Origin of the sequence: Caballeronia sp. SBC1, from assembly GCF_011493005.1 — a bacterium.
Classification (GTDB): domain Bacteria; phylum Pseudomonadota; class Gammaproteobacteria; order Burkholderiales; family Burkholderiaceae; genus Caballeronia.
The window spans coordinates 3,412,737-3,434,867 of sequence record NZ_CP049156.1; the positions used below are offsets into that span (position 1 = coordinate 3,412,737).

The 22,131-nt window shown below is 60.1% G+C and carries 20 protein-coding genes; 5 read left to right on the forward strand and 15 right to left on the reverse strand.

The features are described from left to right. Window positions 1–14: 14 nt before the first annotated feature. The 4 genes from SBC1_RS15150 to SBC1_RS15165 all read left to right on the forward strand — a co-directional run bounded on the left by SBC1_RS15150 (window position 15) and on the right by SBC1_RS15165 (window position 2,759). Complete coding sequence (locus SBC1_RS15150) at window positions 15–926, forward strand: A24 family peptidase (protein WP_165092587.1); 912 nt, start codon at window positions 15–17, stop codon at window positions 924–926. A 26-nt stretch (window positions 927–952) separates the two neighbouring features. After that, window positions 953–1,567 carry a dephospho-CoA kinase gene (gene coaE / locus SBC1_RS15155; protein ID WP_165988391.1) on the forward strand — a complete coding sequence of 205 codons (615 nt, stop codon included), beginning with the start codon at window positions 953–955 and terminating at the stop codon, window positions 1,565–1,567. 188 nt (window positions 1,568–1,755) lie between these two features. Further along, complete coding sequence (zapD, locus tag SBC1_RS15160; RefSeq protein WP_031360708.1) at window positions 1,756–2,511, forward strand: cell division protein ZapD; 756 nt, start codon at window positions 1,756–1,758, stop codon at window positions 2,509–2,511. Between the two features lie 56 nt (window positions 2,512–2,567). Then, the gene (locus SBC1_RS15165; protein WP_165092589.1) at window positions 2,568–2,759 is read left to right on the forward strand and encodes a DNA gyrase inhibitor YacG; all 192 of its coding nucleotides are present in this window, start codon (window positions 2,568–2,570) and stop codon (window positions 2,757–2,759) included. Window positions 2,760–2,791: 32 nt separating this feature from the next. Here SBC1_RS15165 and SBC1_RS15170 read toward each other — a convergent pair whose 3' ends face one another. The 4 genes from SBC1_RS15170 to secA form a co-directional block, all read right to left on the reverse strand. Then, window positions 2,792–3,235 carry an NUDIX domain-containing protein gene (locus SBC1_RS15170; RefSeq protein ID WP_165988904.1) on the reverse strand — a complete coding sequence of 148 codons (444 nt, stop codon included), beginning with the start codon at window positions 3,233–3,235 and terminating at the stop codon, window positions 2,792–2,794. Further along, the gene (locus SBC1_RS15175; protein ID WP_089162459.1) at window positions 3,232–4,095 is read right to left on the reverse strand and encodes an ATP-binding protein; all 864 of its coding nucleotides are present in this window, start codon (window positions 4,093–4,095) and stop codon (window positions 3,232–3,234) included. Before SBC1_RS15175 ends, SBC1_RS15170 begins: the two co-directional genes overlap by 4 nt. A gap of 16 nt (window positions 4,096–4,111) precedes the next feature. Continuing rightward, complete coding sequence (gene argJ / locus SBC1_RS15180; protein WP_165092591.1) at window positions 4,112–5,353, reverse strand: bifunctional glutamate N-acetyltransferase/amino-acid acetyltransferase ArgJ; 1,242 nt, start codon at window positions 5,351–5,353, stop codon at window positions 4,112–4,114. A gap of 198 nt (window positions 5,354–5,551) precedes the next feature. After that, window positions 5,552–8,362 carry a preprotein translocase subunit SecA gene (secA, locus tag SBC1_RS15185; protein WP_165092592.1) on the reverse strand — a complete coding sequence of 937 codons (2,811 nt, stop codon included), beginning with the start codon at window positions 8,360–8,362 and terminating at the stop codon, window positions 5,552–5,554. Window positions 8,363–8,623: 261 nt separating this feature from the next. Between secA and SBC1_RS15190 the strand changes: the two genes are divergently transcribed. Further along, window positions 8,624–9,115, forward strand: a complete 492-nt coding sequence (locus SBC1_RS15190) for a DciA family protein (RefSeq protein WP_165988393.1) — start codon at window positions 8,624–8,626, stop codon at window positions 9,113–9,115. 54 nt (window positions 9,116–9,169) lie between these two features. Here SBC1_RS15190 and lpxC read toward each other — a convergent pair whose 3' ends face one another. From lpxC to mraY, 11 genes are all read right to left on the reverse strand, one after another. Beyond that, a complete protein-coding gene (gene lpxC, locus SBC1_RS15195) occupies window positions 9,170–10,087 on the reverse strand; it encodes a UDP-3-O-acyl-N-acetylglucosamine deacetylase (protein ID WP_165092594.1) in 918 nt (305 codons plus the stop codon). A 366-nt stretch (window positions 10,088–10,453) separates the two neighbouring features. Further along, window positions 10,454–10,957 carry a peroxiredoxin gene (locus SBC1_RS15200; protein WP_165092595.1) on the reverse strand — a complete coding sequence of 168 codons (504 nt, stop codon included), beginning with the start codon at window positions 10,955–10,957 and terminating at the stop codon, window positions 10,454–10,456. A gap of 268 nt (window positions 10,958–11,225) precedes the next feature. Beyond that, on the reverse strand, window positions 11,226–12,419 hold the full coding sequence (gene ftsZ, locus SBC1_RS15205) for a cell division protein FtsZ (protein WP_165092596.1): 1,194 nt from the start codon (window positions 12,417–12,419) through the stop codon (window positions 11,226–11,228). 99 nt (window positions 12,420–12,518) lie between these two features. Further along, window positions 12,519–13,751 (reverse strand): cell division protein FtsA, encoded by a 1,233-nt coding sequence (gene ftsA, locus SBC1_RS15210; protein ID WP_031360698.1) that lies wholly within the window; start codon window positions 13,749–13,751, stop codon window positions 12,519–12,521. 27 nt (window positions 13,752–13,778) lie between these two features. Then, window positions 13,779–14,531 (reverse strand): cell division protein FtsQ/DivIB, encoded by a 753-nt coding sequence (locus tag SBC1_RS15215; protein ID WP_165092597.1) that lies wholly within the window; start codon window positions 14,529–14,531, stop codon window positions 13,779–13,781. A gap of 12 nt (window positions 14,532–14,543) precedes the next feature. Further along, window positions 14,544–15,503 (reverse strand): D-alanine--D-alanine ligase, encoded by a 960-nt coding sequence (locus SBC1_RS15220; RefSeq protein WP_165092598.1) that lies wholly within the window; start codon window positions 15,501–15,503, stop codon window positions 14,544–14,546. Beyond that, window positions 15,500–16,912, reverse strand: a complete 1,413-nt coding sequence (murC, locus tag SBC1_RS15225) for a UDP-N-acetylmuramate--L-alanine ligase (RefSeq protein WP_165092599.1) — start codon at window positions 16,910–16,912, stop codon at window positions 15,500–15,502. Before murC ends, SBC1_RS15220 begins: the two co-directional genes overlap by 4 nt. Beyond that, entirely contained in the window at window positions 16,909–18,066 is a 1,158-nt protein-coding gene (gene murG, locus SBC1_RS15230; protein ID WP_165988395.1) for an undecaprenyldiphospho-muramoylpentapeptide beta-N-acetylglucosaminyltransferase, read from the reverse strand. Before murG ends, murC begins: the two co-directional genes overlap by 4 nt. Continuing rightward, window positions 18,063–19,388 (reverse strand): putative lipid II flippase FtsW, encoded by a 1,326-nt coding sequence (ftsW, locus tag SBC1_RS15235; RefSeq protein WP_165092601.1) that lies wholly within the window; start codon window positions 19,386–19,388, stop codon window positions 18,063–18,065. The genes murG and ftsW overlap by 4 nt, the downstream gene beginning before the upstream one ends. Continuing rightward, window positions 19,385–20,896: a UDP-N-acetylmuramoyl-L-alanine--D-glutamate ligase gene (murD, locus tag SBC1_RS15240; protein ID WP_165092602.1), complete on the reverse strand. Its 1,512-nt coding sequence runs from the start codon at window positions 20,894–20,896 to the stop codon at window positions 19,385–19,387. The genes ftsW and murD overlap by 4 nt, the downstream gene beginning before the upstream one ends. 54 nt (window positions 20,897–20,950) lie before the next feature. Further along, window positions 20,951–22,120, reverse strand: coding sequence for a phospho-N-acetylmuramoyl-pentapeptide-transferase (mraY, locus tag SBC1_RS15245; RefSeq protein WP_031360691.1), 1,170 nt, complete (start codon window positions 22,118–22,120; stop codon window positions 20,951–20,953). Window positions 22,121–22,131: the final 11 nt, after the last annotated feature.

Sequence of the window (22,131 nt, forward strand, 5' to 3'; positions counted from 1 at the left end):
AACCCAGGACAGTCATGCAGCCTTTGTATCAGGCGGAGTTTTCAGGCCGCTCTCTCGACGCTTACAGTTCCGCGTTCGGCGCTTTGCCGCTCGCGGCGCAGTATGGTTTCGCGATCGTCTTCGGGCTGGTAATCGGCAGCTTTCTGACGGTCGTCGTGCACCGCCTGCCGATCATGCTGGAGCGCGCATGGAAGGCGGAGAACGCTGTCGACAGTGAGGACGACGCGCATAAAAACGCGCCGCCCGCGCGCTATAACCTCGCGGTACCCCGTAGCGCCTGCCCGCATTGCGGCCACGTGTTGCGTGCGTGGGAAAATATTCCAGTCGTGAGTTACGTGCTGCTGCGCGGCCGTTGCGCGAAATGCAACGCGCACGTGAGCCCGCGTTATCCGCTGACCGAACTGGCTACCGCGCTGTTCGCCGCCCTCTCGCTGTTTGCGTTTGGACCCACGCAGATCGCGCTCGCGGCATTCGGCCTATGCGCGACGCTGCTGGCCGCCAGCTTGATCGACTTCGACACCCGCTATCTGCCCGACACGCTGACGTTACCGCTGCTGTGGGCCGGCCTGATCGTCAATCTCGGCGACGCCGCGTTCGTCCCGCTGCATGAAGCGGTGATCGGCGCCATCGCGGGTTATCTGTTTCTCTGGTGCGTGTATTGGCTGTTCAGGCTGGTACGCGGCGTGGAAGGTATGGGTTACGGCGATTTCAAGCTGCTCGGCGCGCTTGGCGCGTGGCTAGGCTGGCAAGCGCTGCCGCAAGTGGTGCTGGTGTCAGCGGTGGCGGGCGCGATCTTCGGACTGGCGGCAACGGGTATCGGCAGGATGCGGTTTGAAGAACCGCTGCCGTTCGGGCCGTTTCTCGCGGCAGGCGGCGTGATCACGCTATTTTTCGGGACACCGCTTTACGCATTGTTCGGCGGATGAAGCGAAGCAAAAAGAGGAGTTAAACGATGTTCAGCATCGGCTTGACCGGCGGAATCGGCAGCGGCAAGACCACGGTGGCGGACATGTTCGCCGCGCGCGGCGTGCCCGTCATCGATACGGACCTGATCGCGCACCAGATTACCGCGCCGGGCGGCGTCGCAATGCCGCTGATCGAAAGCACGTTCGGCCCGGAATACGTCGCCGCCGACGGTTCGCTGGATCGCGCAAAAATGCGCACCCTCGTTTTCTCCGATAACATAGCCAAAGCTCAACTCGAATCGATCACGCATCCACTGATCCGCGCCGAAAGCGAGCGTCAGCGCAATGCAGCACAAGCGACTTATCACATCGTCGTGGTGCCGTTGCTGATTGAAGCGGGCGAACGTGCAAGCAAGGTGGAACGGGTTCTTGTGGTCGACTGCCCGGTGGACACGCAAATCGAGCGGGTGATCCGGCGCAACGGCTTCACACGCGATCAGGTGCTAGCGATCATCGCGCGTCAGGCCACGCGTGAAGCGCGCCTGGCGGCCGCTGACGACGTCGTCGTCAATGACTCTGCCGCCACGCTGGAAACGCTGCAGCGTGAGGTGGACGCCTTGCACGCGCGCTATGTGGCGATGGCCTTGGGGCGGGCGAGATGAGGAGCAAAACGGGGAGCAAACCGCGTACCTAACAAGTGCATGCAACGCGTTCGAACTCGTCACCAACACCGCTGAAAATGCGCGCCGAATGCGATTAAACGCGTGGATTTGCCGTGGGTTTGATGCGGCATTAGAATGTCCTCACTTTCTGCCATCGAACCTTTCGACCAACGCCGAGGCGAGCGCGCTTGATCCTTTACGAGTACCCCTTCAACGAGCGAATCAGAACGCTGCTGCGTCTCGAAGACCTTTTCGAGCGTTTCACCTTCTTTCTGACTCAAGAAGACCCGCGCGAACATCACGCTGCACTGACCACGTTGTTCGAGATCGCAGAAGTCGCTGGCCGCACGGATCTGAAAGCAGACCTGATGAAAGAGCTGGAGCGGCAACGCCAGACGCTGGCGCCGTTCCGCGGCAACCCTGGCATCGAGCAGGATGCGCTGGAATCAGTGCTTGGCGAGATCGAGCAGACATTGGCCGGCCTCGGGCAGATGCAAGGCAAGACAGGCCAGCATCTGGCCGACAACGAATGGCTCGCGAGCATTCGCAGCCGTACGATCATCCCGGGTGGAACCTGCCGCTTCGACCTGCCGTCGTACTTCGCGTGGCAACAGAATCCTGCCGAGGAGCGCCGCGGGGACATCGCGAAATGGGTGACGCCTATGCTGCCGCTGCGCGACGCCGCCACTATCGTGCTGCGTCTTGCACGAGAATCGGGCCAGGCGTCCAAGGTCATGGCAATGCAAGGCAGCTATCAGCAGATGCTTTCGGGTCGAACTTATCAATTGATGCAGGTACGGGTGCCGTCCGACACGCGCCTGATTCCTGAGGCAAGTGCGAACAAGTACATGCTATGGGTGCGCTTTACGGTGCAGGACGGCGATCTGAGGCCACGTGCAGTAGACGCCGACATCCCGTTCCACCTGACGCTATGCAGTCTTTAAGTTGGGCTTAAAAAACCCATTTACTGAACTCAACCTCTTTAAATCCGCTCTGCCGAATGACCACTATCGTTAAATGCCCGACTTGCGAGAAGGACGTCCGCTGGGTTCCCGAAAGCCGCTTTCGTCCGTTTTGTTCAGACCGTTGCAAGCAGATCGATCTCGGCGCCTGGGCGACCGAGAAGTACAAGATCGGCGGCGGTCAGCAAGACACGCCGCCCGATGAAGACTCGCACAGCGGCCTGAACTAGGCCAGACTGGGCCGCACAGCGAAACAAAGCGTCTACACCGCTTCAGCCTCGAGCCATTCCAGCACGGGAATGGCCGCCGGCAGCAACGGTGTGACATCAGCGGGTAAATGCTGCCAAGCCAGCGCCTGGCCTTCACGCCCAACGGGATCGCCATTCCACGCGGTCACCTTGCAGAAGTAGAGCCGCACGTAAGCATGGGGATAGTCGTGCTCAAGCGTCCGCCAGCGCTCGCAAGCGGTTACGTCGATACCCAATTCCTCATGCAATTCCCGCGTGAGCGCCGCTTCAACGCTTTCGCCCGCTTCCAGCTTGCCGCCGGGAAACTCCCAGTAACCTTCATATGGCTTGCCTTCCGGACGTTGAGCCAGCAGATAACGGCCGTCCGGCTGCACGAGCACGCCGACCGCGACCTCCGTCACACGGCGGCCATCGGGCGCCGTGTTTGAAACGCTCGTAGAAGCAGTGGAAGCCGTCATGCCTTGCGGCCCGACCAGTCGCGTGCGAATTGCCACGCTACCCGTCCCGAGCGTGAGCCGCGCTCCAACGCCCACACGAGGGCGTCGCCGCGAGCACCCGCAATCTCTTCTGCCTCGCAACCGAAATGCTTCAGCCAGTGCCCGACGATTGTCAGGTAATCGTCCTGCTTGAACGGGTAAAAGCTCACCCACAGGCCGAATCGCTCGGACAGCGAAATTTTCTCTTCAACCACTTCGCCCGGGTGAATTTCGCCATCGGACGTGTGTTTGTAGGTCTCGTTGTCGCTCATGTATTCGGGCAACAAATGGCGTCGGTTCGACGTCGCGTAAATCAGCACATTGTCAGATTGAGCGGAGATCGAGCCGTCCAGCGCCACTTTCAGCGCTTTGTAGCCTGACTCGCCTTCTTCGAACGAGAGGTCGTCGCAGAAAACGATGAACCGTTCCGGCCGCGCGGAAATCAGGTCGACGATATCGCCGAGATCGTGAAGATCGTCTTTATCGACTTCGATCAGACGCAGCCCTTCTGTGTGGTACGCGTTCAGGCATGCCTTGATCAGCGATGACTTGCCAGTACCGCGCGCGCCCGTCAGCAGCACATTGTTCGCTGGCGACTTGCGCACGAACTGCCGCGTGTTCTGCTCGATAAGCCCCTTCTGGCGCTCGATATTGCAAAGATCGTCGAGCGACAACGGCGACAGGTTCGGTACCGGCTGCAGGAAACCGCGTCCCTGACGCTTGCGCCAGCGAAATGCCACGGCACTGTTCCAGTCGATTTCCGGCGGAGCCGGCGGCAACATCCCTTCAACGCGCGCCAGGACAGCTTCGGCGCGGGTCAGAAATTGTTCGAGTTTGTCCATTGGAAATGTGTGGGGTTCAGGACCGGTAGTCGGCGTTGATACTGACGTAATCGTGCGAGAGATCGCACGTCCAGATGGTGGCGTCGGCCTGACCGCGGCCTAGCAGCACGCGGATCGCGATTTCGCTTTTCTTCATCACGCGCTGGCCGTCTTCCTCGCGATACTCAGGATTGCGGCCGCCGTTCTTCGCCACCAGGACATCGTCGAGATACAGATCGATCTTGTTGACATCGAGATCCGCCACGCCCGCATAACCGATAGCAGCGAGAATCCGGCCCAGATTGGGATCGGACGCGTAGAAGGCGGTCTTGACGAGCGGCGAATGGCCGATCGCGTACGCAATCAGCCGGCATTCGGCTTCGCTCGTGCCACCTTCCACCGTCACCGTCATGAACTTGGTCGCCCCTTCGCCGTCGCGCACAATCAATTGCGCCAGCTCTTGCGCCGCGGATGTCACGGCGTCGCGCAACGCGAAATAGGCGGGAGAGTCTGTCGAGCTAATCAAAGGCAGCGTCGACTTACCCGAAGCAATCACGATGAACGAATCGTTCGTCGAGGTATCGCCGTCAATGGTGATGCAATTGAACGAGCGATCGGCAACGTGCTTGATCAGCGTATCGAGCACCGGTTGCGTAACAGCGGCGTCGCAGGCGAGAAAACCAAGCATGGTCGCCATGTTCGGCCGGATCATGCCGGCACCCTTGCTGATCCCGGACAGCGTGACCGTGTGGCCATCGATCTGAACCTGACGCGACGCAGCCTTCGGCAAGGTATCGGTGGTCATGATGGTTTGCGCGGCATCGTACCAGTGAGCAGGCTTTTGATTCGCCAGCGCGGCAGGTAATCCGGCTTTCAAACGATCAACCGGCAGCGGCTCAAGAATTACGCCCGTAGAAAACGGCAGGATCTGCGTAGCTTCCAGGTCCAGCAGCGCGGCCAGCGCCTCACACGTTTCGCGCGTGTGCGCCATGCCCGGCTCACCGGTTCCCGCATTCGCGTTGCCCGTGTTCACCACCAGCGCACGAATGCCTTTGGCACCCGCACGCACTGCGTCCAGATGCTCGCGACACACCGTCACCGGCGCCGCGCAGAAACGGTTTTGCGTGAACACGCCGCCGACCGTCGCACCTTCTTCGATCTGAATGACGAGCACATCCTTGCGATTCGGTTTTCGAATGTTCGCCTCCGCCCAGCCTAGCGTGACGCCAGCGACGGGATGCAGATGGGCGGGATCGATCGAGGGGAAATTGACGGCCATGTTCGCGACTCGCTAAAAGTGGCGAGTGCCGGTGCACCGAAAGCGCAACGGCACGGAGATGAAAGAAACGGAGCCTGACTTGTTTGAAAGACGGACGTCCGGGGATACCAAAACCAGCCTGCCAAAGACAAACGACGCATTGCTGCGTCGCCTGTCTCCAATGCTCTTTGTTACTCGCTACGGCTCTTCAACTGTCGATTATGCGAGCTTGCCATGACAGTTTTTGTACTTCTTGCCGCTGCCGCACGGGCACGGGTCGTTGCGTCCGACCTTCGGCACGTCGTCGGCTGCTACGCGGGTGGCGACGGTCGTGTCGTCGCCGTATGCCATCGCCTGATTGATCATCTGCGCGGTGGCGTCGGACGCGACTGCTGCTGCCGCCGCGCCGCCATCCGCAAATTCCGCGTGCTGGAACGACACGTTCTCCAGATGACTGCCCCGCTCTTCGTACTGTTCTGCAGCTTCTTCAAGCTGTTCCGGCGACTGGATCTGCACGTTCATCACTACCCGCGTGACTTCCTGCTTCACCGAATCCAGCATGGCGGCGAACAGTTCGAACGCCTCGCGCTTGTATTCCTGCTTCGGATTTTTCTGCGCGTAACCACGCAAATGGATGCCCTGACGCAGGTGATCGAGTGCGGCCAGATGCTCACGCCAGCGGCTGTCGAGCGTCTGCAGCATGATCGACCGCTCGAATGCGCTGAACGATTCACGTCCGACGAGCGCGACCTTCGCGTCGTAGCTTTCATCGGCAGCGGAAACCACCGCCTCCAAAATCTCGTCCGCGTCGATAGAGTTCGACTCGTTGATCATCTCCTGAACGGCGAGATCGAGTGACCATTCGTTGCGCAGCACTTCTTCCAGTTCCGGCGCACTCCACTGCTCTTCAATGCTTCCCGCCGGAATCTGCGTACGCGTCACTTCGGTGATCACGCTCTGACGCATGGCGGTGATTGTCTCGGCCACGTCAGTCGCTTCGAGCAATTCGTTGCGCTGCTGGTAGATCACCTTGCGCTGATCGTTCGATACATCGTCGTATTCGAGCAATTGCTTGCGAATGTCGAAGTTGCGCGCTTCCACCTTGCGCTGCGCCGATTCGATGGAACGCGTGACAATGCCCGCCTCGATCGCCTCGCCTTCCGGCATCTTCAGGCGGTCCATGATCGAACGCACGCGATCGCCGGCGAAGATACGCAAAAGCGGATCGTCGAGCGACAGGTAAAACCGCGATGAACCCGGATCACCCTGACGTCCAGCACGGCCGCGCAACTGGTTATCAATACGACGCGATTCGTGCCGTTCCGTACCAATAATATGCAGGCCGCCCGACGCCTTCACGCGGTCGTGCAGCGCTTGCCATTCGTCTTCGAGATGCTTGATACGGCGTTGTTTTTCTTCGTCGGAGAGCGCTTCGTCCGCGTCGATAAACGACGACTGCTTCTCCACATTGCCGCCTAGCACAATGTCCGTACCGCGCCCGGCCATGTTGGTCGCAATGGTGACCGCGGCCGGCCGCCCGGCTTCCGCAACAATGGCCGCTTCGCGTGCGTGCTGCTTCGCGTTCAGCACTTCGTGCTTGAGACCCGCTTGCGTGAGGAGACCGGACAGCAACTCGGACGCCTCAATGGACGTGGTGCCGACCAGCACCGGCTGCCCACGCTCGACGCATTCGCGAATATCGCGCGTCACGGCGTCGTAGCGTTCCTTCGCCGTCTTATAGATCTGGTCCTGCTTGTCGATCCGCTTCGGCGGACGGTTCGTCGGGATCACGACCGTTTCCAGGCCGTAGATCTCGTTGAATTCGTACGCTTCGGTGTCTGCCGTGCCGGTCATGCCGGACAGCTTCGAATACATGCGGAAGAAGTTCTGGAACGTGATGGACGCAAGCGTCTGGTTCTCGTTCTGAATCTTGACATGTTCCTTCGCTTCCACGGCCTGATGCAAGCCGTCCGACCAGCGCCGACCGGTCATCATGCGGCCGGTGAACTCGTCGACGATCACAACTTCGTTTCCTTGGACCACGTAATGCTGATCGCGGAAAAACAGCGTGTGCGCGCGCAATGCGGCGTACACGTGGTGCATCAACGTGATGTTTTGCGCCGCGTAGAGGCTCTCGCCCTCACCGATCAGACCCCACTCGGCCAGCAGGCGCTCGGCCTTTTCGTGACCTTGTTCAGTGAGGAAAACCTGACGCGCTTTTTCGTCGAGCGTGTAGTCGCCCACTTTCTCGACGCCCGTGCCGTCCGCCTTCTCTTCGCCGATCTGCTGCTCGAGCAACGGCGGCAGCGCGTTCATGCGCACGTAGAGTTCGGTGTGATCTTCGGCCTGGCCGGAAATAATGAGCGGCGTACGCGCTTCGTCGATAAGAATCGAGTCCACCTCGTCGACCACCGCAAAATTCAGCGGACGCTGCACGCGCGCGTGGGTCTCGTAGACCATGTTGTCGCGCAGGTAGTCGAAGCCGAACTCGTTGTTCGTGCCGTACGTGATGTCCGCGGCATAGGCTTCCTGCTTCTGCGCGTGTTCCATTTGCGACAGGTTGATGCCCCACGACAACCCCAGGAAGTTGTAGAGCTTGCCCATCCACTCGGCGTCGCGTTGCGCGAGGTAGTCGTTCACCGTGACCACGTGCACGCCGCGTCCGGACAACGCGTTCAAATACGCGGCCAGCGTGGCAACGAGCGTCTTGCCCTCGCCCGTGCGCATTTCCGCGATCTTGCCGTAATGCAGCACCATGCCGCCGATCAGCTGGACGTCAAAGTGACGCATCTTCAGCACGCGTTTGCTGGCCTCGCGGCACACCGCGAACGCTTCGGGCAGCAACCGGTCGAGCGACTCGCCGCTCGCCACGCGCTGACGGAACTCGTCGGTCTTCGCGCGCAGTTGCTTGTCCGTGTACTGCTCGATCGTCGGCTCGAAAGCATTGATCGCCGCAACGGTCTTTTGGTACTGCTTGACTAGGCGCTGGTTGCGACTGCCAAAAAACTTTTGGAGGAAACCGGTGGTCATCGGATCAGTGTCTGCGTCGCGGTATCGGCTTAGAGCGCGCTGGGTGCGTCCCAGTTCGGGGAACCTCGGCGGCTTAAGTCCATGGGTGAAATCGAATCGGGGATTTTAGCACGCGCCCCCGATGGAGCTTGCGTGCACATCGTTTGTGATACATCGGTCCGGCGGCATGCTAGCGCGCTTTGAACCGGAAAGCGCGCCGCCATGTCACACGGCGCGCAGAGTTACAATCAGCGGATCGCCGCCAGCCCCACAGATTGAAAAATGAGCCGATTTCCGCCGAATTCAATGCCTCCGCCACGTTTCGATCCCCGCAAGCCGCAAGCGCTGACGGAAGTGCTTGGGCGCACCAGCGAGTTTCTCGCACTGCGTGCCGGTGTCGAGCAAGTAACCGCGCTGCAACGCGATTTGGTGGCGCTGCTGCCCGATTATCTGGGATCCAACGTGGAACCGGGTTTTATTAAAGACGGCGTATTGGCCCTTTTCGCCGCTCATAACGCGCTCGCCGCCCGCCTCCGGCACATCGAACCACGTCTTTTAGTGGATTTGCAGCAACGCGGCTGGGGGGTGAATGCCCTGAAGATTCGTGTGCGGCCGCAGGCGATGAAAGATGTGGTTCCGCCCAAACAAGCGCGCATGTCTGCCGCCGGGGCCGACGCGCTGCAAACGCTCGCCGAAACCCTGGAGCCGTCGCCGCTTCAGGAAGCGCTCGCTAAAATGGCCGCGCGCCATCACGCGAAAACACAAAAAAAATGAGCGGCGCTCGAAAGCAGCCGCCCATTTCATTCAAACCCAATTCTTAATTCTTGATTACGCAAATGCCGTCTGGGTATCGAAAGCGAAACCACGCGGTGCCGCTTGCTTATCCTCGAACGTGACGATTTCATAAGCGTCTTCGTGCGCCAGTAATTCACGCAGCAACATATTATTCATTGCGTGACCGCCTTTATACGCGGCGTACGACGCCAACAACGGATGACCGGCTACGTACAGGTCGCCAATCGCATCCAGCATCTTGTGCTTCACAAACTCGTCTTCATAACGCAAACCGTCGTTATTCAGAATCCGGTATTCGTCCAGCACGATAGCGTTGTCCATACTGCCGCCGCGTGCCAGGCCGAGTTCGCGCATCATTTCCACTTCATGCGCAAAACCGAACGTCCGTGCCCGGGCAATATCCCGGACATAGGACGTATTCGCAAAATCCACTTCAAGCGCCTGTCCGGTTTTATCGACAGCCGGATGGCGGAAATCAATGGTGAATTTCAGTTTGAAGCCGAAATACGGATCGAGACGCGCGAATTTATCGCCGTCGCGGATTTCAACTGGCTTCGTCACCTTGATAAATTTCTTTGCCGCGTTCTGCTCTTCAATGCCCGCCGATTGAATCAGAAACACGAACGAAGCAGCGCTGCCATCCATAATCGGAATTTCTTCAGCCGTGACATCGACATACAGATTGTCGATCCCTAGTCCCGCACACGCCGACATCAAATGCTCGATAGTCGACACGCGCGCGCCGTCCTTCTGCAACACCGAAGCCAGACGTGTGTCGCCGATAGCCATGGCCGACACCGGAATGTCCACCGGCACAGCCAGGTCGATACGCGCAAAGACAATACCGGTATTGGCCGGCGCGGGCCGAAGAGTCAAATTCACCTTCCGACCCGAATGCAGGCCGATTCCGACGGTTTTGACAATGGTTTTAATGGTTCGCTGCTTCAACATGATTTTTTTCGCTTCGATTGTGACTCTCGATTGAGAGAATCAATCGTGAATTTGTATTCAATAGCGCGAAGTATACTCTAATCGCTTCGCGTCGTCCCGGACGGAACCTTGCAACTTGTTTCTCCAAGTTACCGAGTAACTTCGGCACGTCTGATGCTTTACCGCGCGAAAGCGAGGAGGGTCGGGCCGATGACCGGAATGGAGGCATTCCCGGAGATCGGCGCCGCGTTACGGCTTTGTTGCGACTTTGTTGCGGCGCATTTCAAGAGAGCGTGCGAGCGTCATTTTATGTGGCTTTGATGCAACACAACGCCCGCCTTATCGGCCTGAAACGGGCCCGACATCCACTCAACATCGCTTGAAACATCAGCCCAACGTCGCCAGTACGCTCTCAGCGCTGCTGACTTCAAACTTGCCGGGTGCCTCGAGATTCAGCGTCTTGACCACGCTGTCCTCGACCACCATTGCGTAACGCTGGGAGCGAATTCCCATGCCACGCTCCGACAAATCCTGCTCCAGGCCGAGTGCTCGGGTAAAACGTGCGCTACCGTCGGCGATCATCTTCACCTTGCCCGAGGTTTGAAGATCGCGTCCCCACGCGTTCATCACGAACGCGTCGTTGACGGAGACACACCAGATTTCGTCGATACCTGCCGCAGCCAGCTTCTCTGCGTTGTCGATAAAACCTGGCACGTGCCTGGCGGAACAGGTGGGCGTGAACGCGCCCGGCAATCCGAAGATCACCACGCGCTTGCCCGCCGTCCGCTCGCGCACCGAGAAACCGTTCGGTCCCACGGCGCAACCCTCCGTCGCCACGTCGATAAATTCGAAGAGGCGCTCGTCGGGCAGCGTTTCACCTGTCTTGATCATGGATCGGCCTTTCACTGAGTCAGTGCTGGTCACGCCAGCGATCTACCACTTGATTCATCACACATCACACATTCAACGTCGTCGCGCCACTGCCGCTCTCACAGTTCGATCTCATCCCAATATAGACGATGATGAACATAATCGAAGCGGTCACTCAACCACAGCCCGGCGTCCAGCAGACGCGGCCTGAACCTGAGACAGCACGACCTTTGCCTGAAGTTTTTGCCAACGGGCGCTTAAATAAAACCAGCCTCCCCGGCAAAGATCATCAGTCTGCCTGCTTACGCAAGAACGCCGGAATGTCGTACGTGTCCACGCCCTTTTCCTGCAGCGCCTGCACGTGCGAAGCCGCCGTTTCACGCGTCTGACGCCACACAGCCGGCGCGTCCAGATGAGCGTAATCCGTGCCGTTCGATTGCTGCGGTGCGTAGCTATGCTGCGCGTGCGCGATCGGTGCATTGTCCGTGCCGGTACGCAGCAGGGTCATCGGTGCAGCTTGTTGCTTCTTCGCTGCACGGCCGAGGCCCGTTGCAACAACCGTCACGCGCAATGCGTCGCCCATGGCGTCGTCATACACCGCGCCGAAGATCACGGTCGCGTCTTCTGCTGCATACGACTTGATCGTGTTCATCACTTCACGCGTTTCGGACAAACGCAGCGAACGGCTCGACGTTATGTTCACCAGCACGCCACGTGCACCCGACAGATCCACGCCTTCCAGCAGCGGACTTGCCACGGCTTGTTCTGCAGCCAGGCGCGCGCGATCGACGCCGGCAACCGTCGCCGTGCCCATCATTGCCTTGCCTTGCTCGCCCATCACCGTCTTCACGTCTTCGAAGTCGACGTTGACCAGCCCGTCGACGTTGATGATTTCCGCAATGCCGGCAACAGCGTTGTTCAATACGTCATCAGCGCACTGGAAGCACTTGTCCATTTCAGCGTCATCGCCCATCACCTCGAACAGCTTGTCGTTCAGAACGACGATCAGCGAGTCGACGTGATCCTCCAGTTGCTGCGATCCCGCTTCAGCCACGCGCATGCGGCGGCCGCCTTCAAACTCGAACGGCTTGCTGACCACACCGACCGTCAAAATACCCATTTCCTTCGCGATCTGAGCCACGACCGGCGCTGCGCCCGTACCCGTGCCGCCACCCATGCCCGCGGTGATGAACACCATGTGCGCGCCGCGCAATGCATCGGCAATACGCTCGCGCGCATCTTCCGCCGCAGCCTTGCCCATGTCCGGCTTCGCACCCGCTCCGAGACCCGTGTTGCCCAACTGGATCACCTGCGTAGCACGCGAACGCGCGAGCGCTTGCGCATCTGTGTTCATCACAATGAAGTCCACGCCCTGCACGCCGCGGTTGATCATGTGCTGTACTGCATTACCGCCTGCGCCACCAACACCAACGACCTTGATGATCGTTCCGTTGGTTTCCGTTTCCAGCATTTCGAAATCCATATTGCCTCCGTCAAGAATGAAAATCGGCGTTATTCGGCAAGAGATCGGGCAACCTCTTGTCGCGCGCCAGCCGCCGGCACCAGCGCGAATTCTGTTTGTTCAGAAATTTCCCAGGAACCAATCTTTCATGCGTCCCAAAACCTGTCCCATCGATCCGGACTGCACGGCAACCTTGCGGCCACGCATGCGTTGCGAACGGCCTTCGACGAGCAAACCCATTGCTGTTGAATAGCGCGGGTTGCGAACGACATCGGCCAGACCGCCCGCGTATTCGGGCACGCCAATACGCACCGGCTTCAGGAAGATGTCTTCGCCGAGTTCGACCATGCCGGGCATCATCGATGCGCCACCTGTCAGCACTACACCGCTGCTCAGCAATTCTTCGTAGCCCGACTCGCGCACGACCTGCTGCACGAGCGAGAACAGTTCTTCAACGCGCGGTTCGACAACAGCCGCCAGCGCTTGCCGTGACAACGTGCGCGGACCGCGCTCGCCAAGTCCCGGCACTTCGATCATTTCATCCGGATCAGCGAGCGCCTGCTTCGCGATTCCGTAGCTCACCTTGATATCTTCGGCATCGGGCGTGGGTGTGCGCAGCGCCATGGCCACGTCGCTCGTGATCTGATCGCCGGCGATAGGAATCACCGCCGTATGACGGATCGCGCCTTCGCTGAAGATCGCAATATCGGTCGTGCCACCGCCGATATCCACCAGCACCACGCCCAGTTCCTTCTCGTCTTCCGTCAGCACCGCCAGCGACGAAGCCAGTGGCTGGAGAATCAGGTCGTTCACTTCCAGGCCGCAACGGCGCACGCACTTCACGATGTTCTGCGCCGCGCTCACCGCGCCCGTCACAATGTGCACCTTCACTTCCAGCCGGATGCCGCTCATGCCGATCGGCTCGCGCACATCCTCCTGCCCATCGATGATGAATTCCTGCGTCAGGATATGCAGCACCTGCTGATCGGTCGGGATGTTGATCGCCTTGGCCGTTTCGATCACGCGCGCCACATCGGTCTGCGTAACTTCCTTGTCCTTGATAGCAACCATGCCACTCGAATTGAAGCTGCGAATGTGGCTGCCGGCGATGCCGGTGAACACATTCGTGATCTTGCAATCGGCCATCAATTCGGCTTCTTCGAGCGCGCGCTGGATCGACTGGACGGTGGCTTCAATATTCACCACCACGCCCTTCTTCAATCCCTTCGAGTCGCTCTGCCCGAGCCCGATCACCTCGTAGTGGCCTTCGCCTTTCAACTCGGCGACGATAGCCACCACCTTCGACGTCCCGATGTCGAGGGCGACCAGCAAGTCTTTGTAGTCTTTGCTCATAGGGTGCTCATTGCCTGTGATGTCTGCTTACTTCTTCGCTTTGTCGGTGTCGCTGATAAAGCGCATGTTCGCGGCCTTGATCGCAAAGCCGTTCGGATAGCGCAAATCCGCGTACTCGATGTCATTTCCCCACCGCCCCGTCACCGCCGACCAGGCCGCCACGAACCGTTTGCTGCGATCGAACAACGTGTCCTGATTGCGCTCGCGCCCCAACTCGATCTGCGTCCCGTTCGAAAGCTTTACTGTCCACGCGTATCGAGGCGACAAGATGACTTCTTCCGGATGCGCGTCGAGCGGTGCGAACCACTTCGTGAAATCCCGGTACCGCTGCACCACTTCTTTCGCCGATCCATCCGGCCCTTCGAACGCGGGCAAGTCGTCATCGAGCTCGCCCTGGTTCGCCGTGAACAAATCGCCGTCAACGCTGACCAGTTGATCCGTGCCCCATGTGCCAAGCGGCTTGAATTCTTCCAGCGTCACCGCCAGCGCGTTCGGCCACACGCGCCGCACGCTCGCATGGCGCACCCACGGCATCTGTTCGAACGCGGTACGTGCTGCGTCAAGATCGACAGTGAAGTAGTTGCCCTTCAAATGCCCCACCACGCTTGCGCGCACGGTCGGCGAATTGATGTGCAACGTGTCGCCGTCAATCTGGATCTCGCGCAGGCGAAATTCCGGCCGCTGGATCGCCCAGTAACCGGCGGCCCCAAGCAGCACGAACACGAGCAATACGTGCAGTGCGTTGGCCGTGAGGTTCATCTGGCGAGCGTTATTCCACATGTTCTTTACGTCTCAATCCTGCAATGTCAACGACAACACCTTCACCACCAGGTCCGTGTAGCTGATCCCGACCGCACGCGCCGCTTTTGGCGGCAGGGAGTGGTCCGTCATGCCCGGCGCGGTGTTCACTTCCAGGAAGTACGGATTGCCGTCGCCGTCCATCATGAAATCGGCGCGGCCCCAATCGGTGCAGCCGAGCACGTCGAACGCACGGCGTGAAAGCTGCTTCATGCGCGTTTCGTCGGCGGGCGTGAGGCCGCAGGGAATCGGGTACTGCGTGTCGTCGGCGATGTACTTCGCGTTGTAGTCGTAGAACTCGCCGGCCGGCACGATCTTGATGATCGGCAAATCCAGGTCGCCCGCGATACAACACGTGTATTCACCACCGCCTTCAATGCTCTTCTCGACCAGCACGATCTTGTCGAACTTCGCCGCTTCGATCAGCGCCGGCACCAGCGTTTCCGCGCTCTTCACCTTGATCACCGCGACGCTCGATCCTTCGCTCGCCGGCTTCACGAAGAGCGGCAAACCGAGCTTCGCAACAATCTTCGGCGCCGCAGCTTCGTAGTCGTCGCCGCGCATCACGACTTCGAACGGCGGCGTAGGAACGCCGGTTTGTTGCCAAACAAGCTTCGTGCGGAATTTATCGAGGCCGAGCGCGGAACCGAGCACACCGCTGCCCGTGTATTTGATGCCGTAGAAATCGAGCGCACCCTGCAACTGGCCGTTCTCACCATACCCGCCATGCAACGCGATAAACGCGCGCGCAAACCCTTCGGACTTCAACTCGGCCAACGGCCGTTCCGCCGGATCGAACGGATGAGCGTCGATACCCGCATCGCGTAATCCCTTCAGCACGAGACGCCCGGAATTCAGCGACACCTCGCGCTCAGCGGTTTCCCCGCCAAGCAGCACGGCCACTTTGCCGAATACCTTGGGGTCGATTACATTGCTCGTCGCGTTACTCGTCATCTTGAAACCTTCGAATCCTGAACTTGCGTCGTCAGCCGAGCGCATACGCCGCCGATAGAACCGGCGCCCATCGTGATCACTACGTCGCCATTGCGTGCCAGCGTGGCAATCGCGTCCGGCATCTCATCCACCGTTTCGACAAACACCGGCTCCGTTTTCCCCGCCACACGAATCGCGCGAGCTAACGCGCGGCCATCGGCGGCGACGATCGGCGCTTCGCCTGCCGCGTAGACTTCGGTGAGAACAAGGGCGTCAACCGTGGACAGCACCCGCACGAAGTCTTCGAAGCAATCGCGCGTGCGCGTGTATCGATGCGGCTGGAACGCGAGCACAAGACGCCGACCCGGAAATGCGCCGCGCGCCGCCGCGACCGTTGCGGCCATCTCGACCGGGTGATGGCCGTAGTCGTCGATCAGCGTGTACGCGCCACCTTCGGCCGCTTTCACGTTCACTTCGCCGTAGCGCTGAAAACGCCGGCCTACGCCGGTAAATTCTTGTAGCGCCCTCTGGATATCGGCATCTGAGACTTCAAGTTCAGTCGCAATTGCAATTGCAGCCAGCGCGTTCTGCACGTTGTGCGTGCCCGGCAGATTCAACACGATGTCCAACGGCGTAGCGTCTTCACGCAATGTTGTGAAATGCATCTTGCCGTCGTGCGCTTCCACGTTCACCGCACGCACTTGCGCTTCGGCGCCCAGGCCGTATCGGATAATCGGCTTCGACACGAACGGCAGGATTTCACGCACGTTCGGATCGTCAACGCACAGCACTGCGATGCCGTAGAACGGCAGCCGATGCGTAAATTCGATAAACGCCTGCTTCAGCCGCGCGAAATCATGGCCATAGGTGTCCATGTGATCGGCATCAATGTTCGTGATGACTTCGATCACAGGAAACAAGTTGAGGAACGACGCGTCCGATTCATCGGCTTCAGCCACGATGAAATCGCCCGTACCCAACCGTGCATTGGCACCCGCACTGATCAATCGGCCACCGATCACGAACGTAGGATCGAGCCCGCCGGCAGCCAGCACGCTTGCCACCAGCGACGTGGTCGTGGTCTTGCCATGCGTGCCGGCAATCGCGATGCCCTGCTTCAGGCGCATCAGTTCTGCGAGCATCACGGCGCGCGGCACGATAGGAATCCGGCGATGACGCGCGGCCAGCACTTCGGGGTTATCGGAGCGCACGGCAGTGGACACGACCACGGCATTCGCCCCATCAATATTCTCTTCACGATGCCCGATCGCCACGCGTGCACCCAGCGTGGTGAGGCGATCGGTCACGCCGTTGCTCGTCAGGTCCGAGCCGCTGACCTGATAGCCGAGGTTGAGCAACACCTCTGCAATGCCGCTCATCCCCGCGCCGCCAATGCCGACAAAGTGAATGTGTTTGACGATATGTTTCATGGCTGGATTTCCTTCGGCGCTTGTATCAGCGCGCTCAAGCCGGCTACATCGGCGCAGACCCGGCCGACGCGTTCAGCCGCATCGGGTTTCGCCAGGGCGCGAGCTTTCACGGCCATTGAGGCAAGCGTCTCGCGAGTCTGTTCGCGCAACCAGCCAGCGAGTTTTTCCGCCGACAAATCGCGCTGTTGTATTAAGTGGGCCGCGCCCGCATTAGCGAGGAACGCGGCGTTGGTGGTCTGGTGGTCGTCAACAGCAAAGGGGAACGGCACGAACAACGCGGCCACCCCAACGGCCGCAATCTCCGATACGGTCATCGCGCCCGAGCGGCAGATCACGAGATCCGCTGCAGCGTAGGCACTTGCCATGTCGTCGATGAACGGCACCAGTTGAACATCGTCCTCAGCAGAAAAACCCGCCGCCGCGTAATTGGCTTTCAACGCATCGATATGCTTCGCACCCGCCTGATGCACAACGCGCGGACGCATCGCCGGGTCGAGCAACGCGAGCGCTTTCGGTACGGTTTCATTCAAAGCGGCTGCACCTAGACTGCCCCCGACGACCAGAACGTTAAGACGCGCTTCAGGACCCGCTTCATGGCCCACATTGCGCGCGGCGTAGCGTTCTTTGGGTGGCAAAGCCTCGGCAAGTTCCGCACGAATTGGATTTCCGGTCCATTCAGCGTTCGGCAGCGCATTCGGAAACGCAACAAGAACGCGTTTGGCGATATGCGCGAGAACCTTGTTCGCCAGTCCTGCGATTGAATTCTGTTCGTGGAGCACGAGCGGCGTGCCGCTCAGCTTGGACATCAAACCCGCCGGAAACGTGATGTATCCGCCCATGCCGAGAACCACATCCGGCTTCACCGTGCGCAGCGCGTGCAGGCTTTGCGAGCATGCGCGCAGCAGGTTCACCGGGAGCATCAGCTTCGTCTTGATGCCCTTGCCGCGCACACCGCCAAAGCGCACGTATTCCATCGCGATGCCGTGCTTCGGCACGAGCGTCGCTTCCATGCCCGACGCATTGCCGAGCCACACGACACGCCAGCCGCGCGCCTGCATCCAGTGAGCGACAGCGAGCCCCGGGAACACGTGTCCCCCGGTGCCGCCAGCCATCACCATCAGCGTGCCTGCGCGAGATGACGTCGAAACCGTCATACCTTGCCTCCGCGCATGAGCACCCGGTTTTCGTAGTCCACGCGCATGAGCAGCGCAATCCCGACGCAATTGAGCAAGATGCCCGAACCGCCGTAGCTCACCAGCGGCAAGGTCAGGCCCTTGGTTGGCAACAGGCCGAGATTCACGCCCATGTTGATGAAGGTTTGCGCACCGAACCACAAGCCAATCCCCTTCGCCATCAAACCAGCAAAGGTACGATCGAGCGCAAGCGCCTGACGGCCGATTTCGAACGAGCGCCGCACGATCCAGTAGAACAGCAGGATGACGATCAGCACGCCGATAAAACCAAGTTCCTCGCCGATCACCGCGAGGATGAAGTCAGTGTGCGCTTCCGGCAGATAGTTAAGCTTCTCGACACTGCCGCCGAGCCCAACGCCGAACCATTCGCCGCGGCCAAACGCGATCAGCGAGTGCGTCAACTGATATGCCTTGCCTTGTGCATAGCGGTCGTCCCAGGGATCGAGGTAAGCAAAGATCCGTTCACGACGCCACGGCGACGCCCACACGAGCAACGCAAATGTGCCAACAGCCGTTGCAACCAGGCCGCCGAACAGCTTGGCATTCACGCCGCCGAGGAACAGCACGCCCATGGCGATGACCGCGATCACCATGAACGCGCCCATGTCTGGCTCGAGCAGCAGCAACGCGCCGACAAAGCCGACCGCGACGGCCATCGGCAAAAAGCCGCGGCCGAAGCTGTGCATGAACTCTTGCTTGCGCACCGTGTAGTTGGCCGCGTAGATCGTCACGGCCAGCTTCATGATCTCCGACGGCTGCATGTTCGTGATGCCAAGCGGAATCCATCGACGTGCGCCGTTTACACCCTTGCCAATATGCGGAATCAGCACGACCACCAGCATCAGCAGCGAGATGAGGAAAAGCTTGGGTGCGTACTTGTCCCACGTGGACATAGGGACGCGGAACGCCACCACGCCGATCACCGAGCCCATGACCACAAAGATGATCTGGCGGAGGAGGAACGCATAGTCGCGATACGACGCATATTTCGGCGAATCCGGCATGGCGATGGACGCGGAATACACCATCACGATACCAAGTCCGAGCAACGCGATCGTCACCCACAGCAGCGAGTAGTCGTAGTCGAGCATGCGCGAGCGGATAGGCGTCACGCCGTTGACCGCGCTCGAAATACCACTCGCCCGCTCGGCCACGCGCGCACCAATACCACCAAGTCCGCCCGCATCCGTGCGCGACGTGCGGCCGCCGAGCGTGGCGCTGTCGTTGGCAACGGCATTGCGTTGACCGGTCAGTTTCGAGCCAAAACGTTCGGACCAGCTCATAACATCACTCCCCGTTCTGCCGCAATGTCAGCCACCGCTTGCCGGAATACGTCCGCGCGATGTGCGTAGTTCTTGAACATGTCGAAGCTGGCGCACGCAGGCGACAGCAATACCGCGTCGCCCGGTTGTGCCAGAAGCGCCGCCGCTTGCGTCGCGGCTTCGAGCGTTGCGTGGTCATGCAACGGCACATCCGTTTCGGCCAGAGCCTCACGAATGCCCGGTGCATCGCGGCCAATCAGCATCACCGCCCGGCACCAACGCGCGACAGGCGCCGCGAGCGGCGAAAAATCCTGGCCCTTGCCATCGCCACCAGCGATCAGCACGGTCTTTTGCGCGAGGCCATCGAGCGCTGCAACCGTCGCGCCGACGTTCGTGCCCTTGCTGTCATCGACGAAATCAATGCCTTCTATTTGCGCGATCACTTCCACGCGATGCGGCTCGCCCTTGTATTCACGCAAGCCGTGCAACAGGGACGCGAGCGGCAAATCGATCGCCCTTGCGAGCGCCAAACCGGCCAGCGCATTCGCTGCGTTATGCAGGCCGCGAACGCGCAGCGCATCGACGGGCATCAGGCGTTTCGAATACACGTTCGGCGCAGCGGCGACATCGCTTTTACGCCGACGCGTAGGCGCTGGTTCATCGCTGAGATCGCGGTCGTTGCCTTGCGCCAGCCATGCGATATCGTTTTCGCGCAGCAGACCGAAATCGCCGAGGCGCTTCGGCTCGTTCAAGCCGAAGGTCACGACCGTCGCGGGATTTCCTGATCCCAGCGCCATCGTGCGAGCGTCATCACGGTTCAGCACGCGCACCGTCTTTTCACCAAAGATGCGGCCCTTCGCGGCAGCGTAGGCGTCGAGACCACCATGCCAGTCCAGATGATCCTGCGTAATGTTGAGCACAGCAGCAGCGTCCGGCGCGAACGAGTGTGCCGTCTCAAGCTGAAAACTCGACAACTCCAGCACCCAGACATCGGGCAGCGCTGTGTTGTCGATTGCTTCACTTAACTTGTCCAGCATCGCCGGGCTGATGTTTCCCGCCACCGCCACGGTCTTGCCAGCACGTTCACACAACAGCCCGGTGAGCGCAGTCGTCGTGGTCTTGCCGTTGGTGCCCGTAATGGCGATCACCTTCGGCACATAGCCGTTCGCGCCAAGCGACTTCAACGCTTGCGCGAACAATTCCAGCTCGCCCCACACAGGGACGCCGCGTTCCCGCGCGGCGTCGAGGAGCGGCCTCAAATCATCAGCCAGAGGCGACAGTCCCGGGCTGATTGCAACAATCTCTATACCGCCATCGAGCAGCGCCGGCGTGAACTCACCGCCGACAAACTCAGCATCGATGCCATGCACTGCGAGTTCGGACAGGTTCGGCGGCGTGGCGCGGGTATCGGCCACGCGCAGACGGCACCCGTGACGCGCGCACCAGCGCGTCATCGCGAGGCCGGATTCACCGAGCCCCAGCACAAGCACCATCGGACTTTGCCGATCGAAGAACTTCTCGCCAAACATCGCTTTACCTTTTCCCTAGCCAACTAAAAACAACGCACGACTTTGCGTCACGTATTAACGCAACTTCAGCGTCGACAAACCGAACAAACACAGCATCAGCGTGATGATCCAGAAGCGCACGACGACCTGCGTTTCCTTCCATCCCGACAACTCGAAATGGTGATGCAGCGGCGCCATCTTGAAGATGCGCCGCCCTTCGCCGAAGCGTTTTTTCGTGTACTTGAAATAGCTGACCTGCATCATCACGGAGAGCGTTTCCGCGACGAACACGCCGCCCATGATGAACAGCACGACTTCCTGCCGCACGATCACGGCGATGGTCCCGAGCGCGCCGCCTAGCGCGAGCGCCCCGACATCGCCCATGAAGACTTGCGCGGGGTGCGTGTTGTACCAGAGAAACGCGAGCCCAGCGCCCCCCATTGCGGAGCAAAAGATCAATAACTCGCCAGCACCGGGAATGTGCGGGAACAGTAAGTACTTCGAGTACACCGAGCTACCCATCACATAAGCAAACGCACCCAGCGATGCGCCTACCAGCACGACCGGCATGATGACGAGACCGTCGAGGCCATCGGTGAGATTCACCGCGTTGCTCGAACCGACGATCACCAGGTACGTCATCGCGATGAAGCCCCACGTGCCGAGCGGATAGCTGATCGATTTGAGGAACGGCAGCATCAGGTCGGCGCGTGCGGGCAAGCCCATCGACAAGCCGCTTCGCACCCACGCCATGAACAGGTCGAACACGCGAGCGTTGTTCGCCTCCGACACGCTGAACGCGAGATACACGGCGGCGAACAAACCAATCACCGACTGCCAGAAATACTTTTCCCGCGACGACATTCCGCGCGGGTCTTTATGCACGACCTTGCGGTAGTCATCGACCCAGCCGATCACGCCGTAACCGAACGTGACAAGCATCACGATCCACACGAAGCGATTGGTCAGGTCAGCCCAGAGCAACGTGGAAAACGCGATGCCCAACAGGATCAGCACGCCACCCATGGTCGGCGTGCCGGACTTCACCAAATGCGTTTGCGGGCCGTTCGTACGCACGGCCTGACCGACCTTCAGCGAGGTCAATTTGCGGATCACCCACGGGCCGCAGACGAGGCCGACGAACAACGCCGTAATCGTCGCACCGACTGCGCGGAACGTGAGGTAGGTAAACACGCGCAGAAAACTGGCGTCATTCTGAAGCCATTGCGCGAGTGCGAGTAGCATGCTGGTCCTTC